Annotated in this window: 11 protein-coding genes; 3 read left to right on the top strand and 8 right to left on the bottom strand. The window is 69.7% G+C overall.

Going from position 1 to position 9125, the window contains the following annotated elements; all coding sequences use genetic code 11:
• Positions 1-166: 166 nt before the first annotated feature.
• Positions 167-1282: a beta-1,3-glucanase family protein gene (locus tag VF106_RS07420; protein WP_330838832.1), complete on the bottom strand. Its 1116-nt coding sequence runs from the start codon at positions 1280-1282 to the stop codon at positions 167-169.
• A gap of 204 nt (positions 1283-1486) precedes the next feature.
• Here VF106_RS07420 and secG point away from each other — a divergent pair, with 204 nt between their 5' ends.
• Positions 1487-1720: a preprotein translocase subunit SecG gene (secG, locus tag VF106_RS07415; RefSeq protein WP_330838831.1), complete on the top strand. Its 234-nt coding sequence runs from the start codon at positions 1487-1489 to the stop codon at positions 1718-1720.
• Positions 1721-1786: 66 nt separating this feature from the next.
• A complete protein-coding gene (locus VF106_RS07410) occupies positions 1787-2131 on the top strand; it encodes an RNA polymerase-binding protein RbpA (protein WP_330838830.1) in 345 nt (114 codons plus the stop codon).
• 63 nt (positions 2132-2194) lie between these two features.
• On the opposite strand, the gene VF106_RS07405 is transcribed toward VF106_RS07410, so the two are convergent.
• Positions 2195-3307 carry a sensor histidine kinase gene (locus tag VF106_RS07405; protein WP_330838835.1) on the bottom strand — a complete coding sequence of 371 codons (1113 nt, stop codon included), beginning with the start codon at positions 3305-3307 and terminating at the stop codon, positions 2195-2197.
• Positions 3308-3814: 507 nt separating this feature from the next.
• Here VF106_RS07405 and VF106_RS07400 point away from each other — a divergent pair.
• Positions 3815-4312 (top strand): DUF4383 domain-containing protein, encoded by a 498-nt coding sequence (locus VF106_RS07400; RefSeq protein ID WP_330838829.1) that lies wholly within the window; start codon positions 3815-3817, stop codon positions 4310-4312.
• Here the strand turns inward: VF106_RS07400 and VF106_RS07395 are convergent.
• The 6 genes from VF106_RS07395 to zwf all read right to left on the bottom strand — a co-directional run bounded on the left by VF106_RS07395 (position 4309) and on the right by zwf (position 9044).
• Positions 4309-4725: an STAS domain-containing protein gene (locus VF106_RS07395; RefSeq protein ID WP_330838828.1), complete on the bottom strand. Its 417-nt coding sequence runs from the start codon at positions 4723-4725 to the stop codon at positions 4309-4311. The two genes, VF106_RS07400 and VF106_RS07395, sit on opposite strands and share 4 nt — an antisense overlap.
• A gap of 156 nt (positions 4726-4881) precedes the next feature.
• The gene (locus VF106_RS07390) at positions 4882-5466 is read right to left on the bottom strand and encodes an NADPH-dependent F420 reductase (protein ID WP_330838827.1); all 585 of its coding nucleotides are present in this window, start codon (positions 5464-5466) and stop codon (positions 4882-4884) included.
• A gap of 2 nt (positions 5467-5468) precedes the next feature.
• A complete protein-coding gene (locus tag VF106_RS07385; protein WP_330838826.1) occupies positions 5469-5765 on the bottom strand; it encodes a DUF2795 domain-containing protein in 297 nt (98 codons plus the stop codon).
• Between the two features lie 52 nt (positions 5766-5817).
• The gene (gene pgl / locus VF106_RS07380) at positions 5818-6522 is read right to left on the bottom strand and encodes a 6-phosphogluconolactonase (protein ID WP_330838825.1); all 705 of its coding nucleotides are present in this window, start codon (positions 6520-6522) and stop codon (positions 5818-5820) included.
• Entirely contained in the window at positions 6519-7511 is a 993-nt protein-coding gene (gene opcA / locus VF106_RS07375; RefSeq protein ID WP_330838824.1) for a glucose-6-phosphate dehydrogenase assembly protein OpcA, read from the bottom strand. Before opcA ends, pgl begins: the two co-directional genes overlap by 4 nt.
• A complete protein-coding gene (zwf, locus tag VF106_RS07370; protein WP_330838823.1) occupies positions 7512-9044 on the bottom strand; it encodes a glucose-6-phosphate dehydrogenase in 1533 nt (510 codons plus the stop codon).
• Positions 9045-9125 lie beyond the last annotated feature (81 nt).

Here is a 9125-nt window from a genome sequence, read left to right as displayed (position 1 = left end):
ACCACCTCGACACCGTCGCCGCCGAACTCAACGGCCGCCCACGCAAAACGCTCGGCTGGGACACCCCAGCCGAGCGCCTCGCTAAACTCCTGACCGAAGCCAGTTAACCACTTGTGTTGCGACGACCCCTGGAATCCGCCCCGGTGACGGGGGCCCTTCACTGTTCTCAGAACGGGGTGAGCGTGACCGTCAACCTGGTCGGCGCGGGGTCGGAGATGTACGGGGCGTGCTCGCACACGTCGTCGAAGGCGAAGCCGTATGCCTTGCCGTCCACGGTGTTCTCGTGCATGACCCGGGCGTAGTGGTTGGTGACCGACCGCCGGTAGTAGGTGCTCGCGCCGGCCACCGGCTGCGCGCCGGTGTTCGTCAGGACGCCTCGGTTGAAGCCCGCGCCGAGGGCCGCCGCGACCGGGCCCGTCACGCCGTCGTTCGGGGCGGCCAGTGTGCCGTCGCAGAACAGGACGTCCCGGGTGGACGGTTTGGTGAACGGCCGCACCCCGCCGTCGAACACGAACTGCTCGCCCTGCACGGAACCGCGGAAGGTGCGGGCACCGGCGGTCACCGTCATCGTGCGCGTCCGGTAGTGGTTCCACACCTCGTCGATCCACGCCGCGAGGTAGTTCGACGCGAACAGGCCGGCGTCGAGTCCGTGGCCGGGGGAGACGACCCGCAGGTCGCCGAGCACCAGGTTCGCGAACGCCGGCTGAGCCCGGAGCGCGGCGAACACCGCCGCCCGGCCGCCGTCCCGCAGGCGGCCCGCGGACTGCTGGGACGCGCCGGTCAGCGACAGTGCCAGCGGCACCGACAGCTGGTCGACCGTCGTGGTGTTGCAATGCATGCCGGCGCCGTCGTAGGTGAACTCCATGAAGTCGTGCAGCACCGGGTAGTTGGGGTCGGTGCTCACCCAGCCGGCCGGGTAGGCGAGCGCGTTGCCGGGGTTCGCGCGGAACTTCAGCTTCTGCCCGAGCGCCACGTACACCCGCCCGGACATGCCCTGCGGCAGCGAGAGCGTGCGGGTGCCGTCCACCTGGATCGCGTAGTCCGTGTAGCCGTCCGGGCCGTTGTCGGCGGTCGACACCGGCACGAGCGTGCCGTTCGCGGACAGCCGGCACTGCTGGCCGGTCGCGTGGCTGACCCCGACCACGTACATCCACAGCGGTCCGCGGCCGGACTGGTTCGTGATCACCAGGGATACGGTCGCCGCGGCGGCCAGCCGGGACGAGAGGGGCAGAGCTGCGGTCGCCGCGGCGAGTCCGCCGAGGAACGAGCGACGAGAGAGCATGCGTGACTTCCTTCCGTACGTGCCCACGAGGGGCACCTGGAGGCCACGCGGAATCAGTCCCGAAACAGAATTATCGGTCAGTTTGTTTCTGGCCGCAACAATCCTGGTCAAATGACAGGGGCACTGTGTGACGATCTCCCGGCACCAGGTAACCTGTTGCATCGACCGTGCTGACGCGGTCCTTGGGTCGACAGCGAGGATGAAATGGTTCTAGCCCTGCAGATTGGTCTCATCGTCACCAGCCTGCTGCTTATCCTTCTGGTCCTGCTCCACCGCGGCCGTGGTGGCGGTCTGTCATCGCTGTTCGGTGGCGGTATGCAGTCGAGTCTCTCCGGCTCGAGTGTCGCGGAGAAGAACCTGGACCGCGCGACGCTGTTCATCGGTTCGATCTGGCTCATCTGCGTCATCGGGCTCGGCCTGCTCATCAAGGTCGCCTGAAGTCCCGTCCGCTCCGGGAACGGGACGTTTCTCGTTTTGAACCACCTTGTGGGGGTGTAAGAGTCGATGGCTGGTGGTAGTGCGATTCGAGGTACTCGAGTCGGCGCTGGGCCAATGGGCGAGTCGGAGCGTGGCGAGTCAGCGCCGCGCCGGCGAGTCTCCTACTGGTGCGCCAACGGGCACGAGTCGCGGCCGTTCTTCGCGCTCGACGCCGAGGAGCCGGAGTCGTGGGACTGCCCACGCTGCGGTCTGCCCGGCGGTCGGGACTCGCAGGAACCGCCGAAGGCCCCGCGCAACGAGCCGTACAAGACGCATCTCGCGTACGTGAAGGAGCGCCGCTCGGACGCGGACGGCGAGGCCATCCTCGCCGAAGCCCTCGCCAAGCTCCGTAAGCAGCGGGAAGGCCTCTAGAACTTCACACGAAGGCCGTCGTATGGACACCCACGTAGTCCATACGACGGCCTTCGCTGTGTGTCAGCCAGCCAGTGGATAGGTGGCTGACACCCGGAAGCCGCCCTCCGATGTCGGGCCGGCCGAGAACGTGCCGCCGAGCAACCCCGCACGTTCTTCCAGGCCGATCAGCCCGTGGCCCCCGGACGGCAGCGCCGGCTTCCGAGTCTCCGCGCGCCCGTTGCGTACCTCCACGACCAGCGTGTCCTTCTGGGCGAGGACACGCACCGAGGCCCGTGCGCCGGACGCGTGCTTGCGGACGTTCGTGAGCGCCTCCTGTACCGTCCGGTACACCGCGTGCGACACGGGCCGCGGTAGGCGCGACGGCTCCGCCTCCAACTCCAGCGCCACCGGCACCGCGTCGTCGCGGAAGTTCCGCACCAGGTCGTCCAGCTCGTCGAGGCCCGGCTGCGTGTTTTCGGTCGCGTCGCCGGACCGCAGCACGCCGACCAGGCTCCGCAGCTCCTCGAGGGTGCGGGTGGACAGCTCGCGGATGGTGCGGGCGGACTCGGCGGTGTCCCCGGTCGTCGACACCTGCAGCGCGCCGGCCTGCATGGCGATGAGCGTGACCTGGTGGCTGACCACGTCGTGCATCTCGCGTGCCAGCTCGGCCCGTTCCGCCGCCCGGATCGTCTCCGCCAGCAGCTTCCGCTCCCGCTCCCGGCTCGACGCCAGCTCACGGATGCGTGCGGACAGCTCCTGCCGCGCCGAGATGAGCAGGCCGATGGCCACGGGCATGCCCGCGATGATCACGGCCCAGATGACGTTGAGCGCGTGCTCCTGCCAGCTCAACCCGAAGAACTCGGACAACGGCCAGCGGACGTAGCCACACAGGAACACGAGGATGCAGCCGACGACCGTCCGCCACGACATGAGGCGGTGCTTCTTCGCGAGCGACCCGAGCGCGATCATCGCGGCGAGCTGCGACCATCCGGTCATGAACCCCGGCACCGTCACCAGCACGGCCAGGAACGGCACGTGGCGCCGCATCACCACGGCGGCGACCGCGACGGCCGACAACCAGATCGAGTAGGTCGGCGCGTCCTCCGGGATGACGAGCCACACGTCGAGCACGGCCAGCAGCAACGCGGCGACGTCGCCCGCGATGCCGCGGGCACGTGGACTCGTACGGAACACAGCAAGTACACGTGCCGCGAGCCGGGGTGGGCGCGGGAGGATGCGGAGTTCGTCGACACCGATCGACGGCGCGAGGGTGGGCGCGACCACGACGGATCCTCCATGCTCGACGGGGGCCTGGGTGCGGGGCGGCCAGGTTTCGTGGCCGCCGGCACGTTGTCGCGGCAGCTCAGCACTGGTGAGCGCCGCATGGTTTCGCCGCAGTGTTGACATTCGGTCGGCCTCCCACCGGAGTTGTGCTCCGCACAAATGAAGACATAGGCATCGTCGGTACGGGACGAAATGTTTCAGATCAATGTGCTGGAGCAAATCACCAGTTGCCGTACGTACGGCCCCGAGATCCATTTCCTTACGCGAAGCCCGTAACACCTTTGCGTTGATCTTCGGTTAATGATCGGCGCGTCGGAGCACGCGACCACCGGGCGAGGGGGCAAGGTGGTCGCGCATCACTTCGGGTGGCCCGGCGCCGCGTTGTCGAACCGGAAGAGGGGAAGGTGCGGGATGACGATGAACGGGGTCCGACGCGAGCCGGGGCAGCTCGCCGCCATGCTGGTCGCGGCGCTGTTCCTGGTGGCCGGTGTGCTGGACCTCGGGCCTGGGCTGCTGGACAACCTCGTGCACCTCGGGTTCGGTCTCGCCGGCCTCGCCCTCAGCCACGGCAGGCGGAGCGCGCACGCCTACCTCATCGGCGGCGGCGTCACCTACGTTCTGCTGTGGCAGTTCGGCACCTTCGCCGACCCGAGCATCGTGCCGTTCCACACCGACGACGTGGCCGTGCACGTGGCGCTGGTGGTGAGCATGATCGGCTTCGCGCTGCTCACCGGCGGTCGCACGTCGGCGGCGCCGGCCATGCCGGTCGAACTGGAGTACCACGTGGCGGCACCCGCCCGGTACGTCCGGCTCCGCGCGGTCCCCAGCCGTCCGCCGGGCCGCGCCGACCGCCGCACACCGCCGCGCACGACGGACGTACCCAAGCCGCTCCCCGTGCTTGCCTGCCGCAACTAACCGCTGAGCGAGATCATGGCCTCCGACAGCGTCGCGTAGTTCTCGATGCCGTCGATGTTGTCGGTCGCCTTCAGGACTCGCGCCACGGTGAGGCTCGCGATCACGACCGCCAGGCGTTGGCCGGCCCGCCGTGCCTTCTCGGTGGCGTCCAGGAGCGCTCGGACGCCGGCCGCCGCGCAGTACGTCACGCAGGTGAGGTCCACGACGACGGCCGGCACACGGCGGTCGCGAAGATCATCGAGTACGCCGGCGAGAGTGGGCACCGTCAGGAGGTCGACCTCGCCGAACAGGCGGCACACGTGCAGTTCGGGGTTGTGCTTCACGACCTTGACCTGCAGCCGCCGATCGATGATCCGCTGCACGTCCGGCGACTGGGAACGCGCGGGGGAACGACGCTCTGGGTCTTTCCCCATGACGTCTCTCCCGCGCTTCGCGTCGGCTGTCGGTAGTCCGTTCATCGTAGTCCCGACGGTCGGGGAAAGGCCGGTGGGGCCGCGCCGCCCCACCGGCCTCCGGGGTGCCGGCAATTGCCGCCCACGCGGAACGTGTGGAGCGGGCATCGGGTCCGTTCACGTGGCCAGGTGCAGCCGGGCACGCAGGTCGCTGGCCGTCAGGTCGACGGCATAGACCGGCGTGCCCGGCTGGTGTTTGCGGCCGCCGCGGGCGAGGCCCCCCGCGTCGACCGCGTCGAAGCCGATCTCCTCGGCCAGCGCCATCGCGGTCTTCTTGGCCCGAGGGTGGTCACCCGAGACGGGGATCGCGAGCCGACCGGCGTAGCGGTCCCGGTGCGCGTGGTCTCGCAGGTGCTCCCAGCGGATGGCGTTGAACGCCTTCACCACCAGCGCGCCGGTGAGGTGCGTCTGCACCAGCTCGCTCGAGGTGGTGAGGTCCTCGTCGAGGTCGAGGACGTGCCCGTCGACCTCGGGGTCGTAGTTCGTGGTGTCGATGACCGGCTTGCCGACCAGCTCGGCCACCGGCAGCTCCCGGTGGCGGCTGAACGGCGTGGCGACCACGACCACGTCGGCGAAGGCGGCCACCGCCCGGACCGTCTTCTCGACGAGCAGGCCGGTGAGCGACACGTCGTGGCCGACGAGGGCCAGGTGCCTGCTCAACGTGGTGCCGACCTGTCCAGCACCGATGATGCCGATGCGCATGATCAGTCAGGAACCGCCACCGCGACCACGAGCGGCCGGTGCTTGACGTTCATCGGGATGACGACCGGCCGGTACCGGCGCGGCCGTGGTCGTGCGTACCGCGTGGCGAGGATCGTCGCCGCCACCTCCTCGGGGTCGGCGTAGCGCCGGGGCGGCAGGCGGTGCAGTTTCGCCATCGTCACCGAATCCGCGCCGTACACCGTCGCCTGCGCGATGAGCTGCCATCGGTACGCGGGGAACGGCAGGTCGTCGAACACCTGTCGCACTACTGTCTCGTTGTCCGCTTCTTCCGAAGTCACCCGTGCAGCCTGTCCCTGTCAGTTGCCGGAGACATCGGTCAACTGACGTACCTCAAAGTCGGGAGGCGGCCGCCCGGTCGAGAATCCACAGCGTGTGGCGTTTGCCGCGCGCACCGGCCGCCGGGACGTCCTCTTCGCTGGCCCCGGCAAGTGCCGACGCGACGGGTTCGGCCTTGGCCTCACCGGTGGTCATGAGCCAGACCTCGGACGCCTGACGGATCGTGGGGAGTGTAAGGGAGACCCGCGTGGGCGGCGGTTTCGGGCAGTCCCGGACCGCCACGACCGCGCGTGCGGTCTCGTAGACGGCGGGGGAGTGCGGGAAGATCGACGCCGTGTGGCCCTCCTCGCCGACACCGAGCAGGCACACGTCGAACGAGGGCACGTCCTTCAGCAGCACCGCGTACGCCTCGGCGGCGGCGTCCGGGTCGTCGCCGAACTCGCCGTCGGACGGCGCCATCGGGTGGACCCGGGCCGGGGACACCGGCACGTGGTCGAGCAGGGCCTCCCGCGCCTGGGTCTCGTTGCGTTCCGGGTCGCCGGCGGGCAGGAACCGCTCGTCACCCCAGTAGATGTCCAGGCTCGACCAGTCCAGCGTGGCGGACCGCAGCGCGGCGAGGACCGCGATGCCGGTGCGGCCGCCCGTCAGCACGACCGAGGCCGTGCCACGGGCTGCCTGCGCGGCCGCCAACGCCGCGACCAACCGGTCCGCGGTGGCCGAGGCCAGCTCGTCCGCGGTCTCGTAGACGAGCTGGCTCACGAGGCCGCCACGGCCTTCGCCTTCTCGTCGGTCTTCTTGGCGGCGGGCTTGCGGCTCGCCGCCGCGCCCCGGCCGCGGTCGACCTTGTTCAGTGCCCGCAGCGCCTGCTCGTAGATCTCGTCCGGGTCCAGGCGGCGCAGCTCCTCGGCGATGCAGTCGCGGACCGCGCGGCGCCCGAGCGCCACCCGGCGCTCCGGCTGGCCCGGCTGCGACAGCGAACCGACCGCACCGTCCGGGCGGTGGATCTCGATGTTGCCGGTCTTGCGCTCCAGCACGACCGACACGATGCCGGGGCCCTCCTTGGCCTTCACCCGCTTCACCGGCAGCCGCAGCCGCGCGGCCAGCCACGAGGCCAGCAGCTCGGCCGACGGGGACTCGGCCTCACCGGACACGGTCGCGGCCGTCACCTTCTCGTACGGCGGCAGGTCCAGCGCGGCGGACAGCAGCGCCCGCCAGAGCGTGAGCCTGGTCCACGACAGGTCGGTGTCGCCGGGCTCGTAGCCCTTCGCCCGGGCCTCCAGGGCCTTCGTGGGGTTGCGTTCCGCGGCCGTGTCGGTGATGCGGCGGGTCGCGAGCCGGCCGATCGGGTCCTTGGCCGGCGAGACGGGCGCCTCGAACGGCCACCACGCCACGATCGGCGCGTCCGGCAACAGCAGCGGGATCACGCACGACGCGCCCTCGGTGGCGAGCGGGCCGTACAGCCGCAGCACGATCACCTCGCTGGCGCCGGCGTCACCGCCGACGCGGATCTGCGCGTCCAGCCGGGGAGAGGCCTTCTTCGCGCCCCGCGCCACGACGATCACGCGGCACGGGTGCTCCCGGCTCGCGTGGTTGGCGGCGTCGATGACGTCCTCGGTCTTCTCACTGTCGTCGGTGACGATCACCAACGTCAGCACCCGGCCGATGGTGTTGGCGCCACCCTGTTCCCGCAGATGGACCAGCTTGCTGTTCACCTGCGACGTCGTCGTGGCCGGCAGGTCGATGATCATTTAAGGACGCCTCCAGTGACGGCCGGTGCGGGCGAGCATTCGCTCCGCGGAGTCGGGACCCCACGTGCCGGCCGAGTACGGCTCCGGTTTCCCGTTCGCCTGCCAGGCCTTCAGGATCGGGTCGAGGATCTGCCAGGACAGCTCGACCTCGTCGTTCTTCGGGAACAGTGACGGCTCGCCGAGCAACACGTCCAGGATCAGCCGCTCGTAGGCCTCCGGCGAGGACTCGGTGAACGAGTGGCCGTAGCTGAAGTCCATGTTGACGTCCCGGACCTCCATCGTGGAGCTCGGGACCTTCGAGCCGAACCGCATCGTCACGCCCTCGTCCGGCTGGACGCGGAACACGATCGCGTTCTGGCCGAGCTCCTCGGTGGACGTGGCGTCGAACGGCAGGTGCGGCGCCCGCTTGAAGACCACCGCGATCTCGGTGACGCGGCGGCCGAGCCGCTTGCCGGTGCGCAGGTAGAACGGCACCCCGGCCCAGCGGCGGGTGTCCACGGCCAGCTCGATGGCGCCGAACGTCTCCGTGATCGAGTCCTTGGCGAAGCCGCCCTCCTGCAGCAGGCCGGGCACCTTCTGGCCGCCCTGCCAACCGCCGGTGTACTGGCCGCGCGCGGTGGTCTCGGAGAACGGGCCGACCGGCTTCGTGGCGGCCAGGATCTTCGCCTTCTCCGCCCGGACCGAGTTGGGGTCGAAGGAGACCGGCTCCTCCATGGCGGTCAGCGCGAGCAGCTGCAGCAGATGGTTCTGGATGACGTCACGGGTGGCGCCGATGCCGTCGTAGTAGCCGGCACGGCCACCGAGGCCGATGTCCTCGGCCATGGTGATCTGCACGTGGTCGACGTAGTTGCCGTTCCAGATCGGCTCGAACAGCTGGTTGGCGAACCGGAACGCCATGATGTTCTGCACGGTCTCCTTGCCGAGGTAGTGGTCGATGCGGAACACCGACTCCTCGGGGAAGACCTCGTTCACGATCTTGTTGAGCTGCTTGGCGCTCGTCAGGTCGTGGCCGAACGGCTTCTCGATGACCACCCGGCGCCACTCGTGGTTGACCGGCTTCGCGAGCCCCGTGCGGTTCAGCTGCTGGATCACCTTGGTGAACGCGGCAGGCGGGATCGACAGGTAGAACGCGTGGTTCCCGGCCGTGCCGCGGACCTCGTCGAGGTCCTTGATGCACGTCGCCAGGTTGTCGAACGCCTGGTCGTCGTCGAACGAGCCCTGCACGAACCGGCAGCCCTCGGCCAGGCGGTCCCAGACCTCCTGGCGGAACGGGGTCCGCGCGTGCTCCTTCACCGCCTCGTACACGACGTGCCCGAAGTCCTCGTCCGCCCAGTCGCGCCGCGCGAACCCGACCAGCGAGAAGCCAGGAGGCAGCAGCCCCCGGTTCGCCAGGTCGTAGATCGCCGGCATGAGCTTCTTCCTGGACAGGTCACCGGTCACCCCGAAGATCACCAGGCCGCAGGGCCCGGCGATCGTGGGGAGCCGCTTGTCCCGCGAGTCGCGCAGCGGGTTCTGCCAGGTGGAGCGTGTCACAGTCCCGCCTCCCCGGAATTGATCCTGTTGGTCGCCTTGGGCAGCGAGCGCTCGGCCCGGCCACGTACTTGTGGCTGGCTT

It is taken from the genome of Actinophytocola sp., from assembly GCF_036378875.1.
GTDB lineage: Bacteria > Actinomycetota > Actinomycetes > Mycobacteriales > Pseudonocardiaceae > Actinophytocola.
Note: the sequence above shows the minus strand (reverse complement) of the source record. Positions and strands in the feature narration are given on the sequence as shown.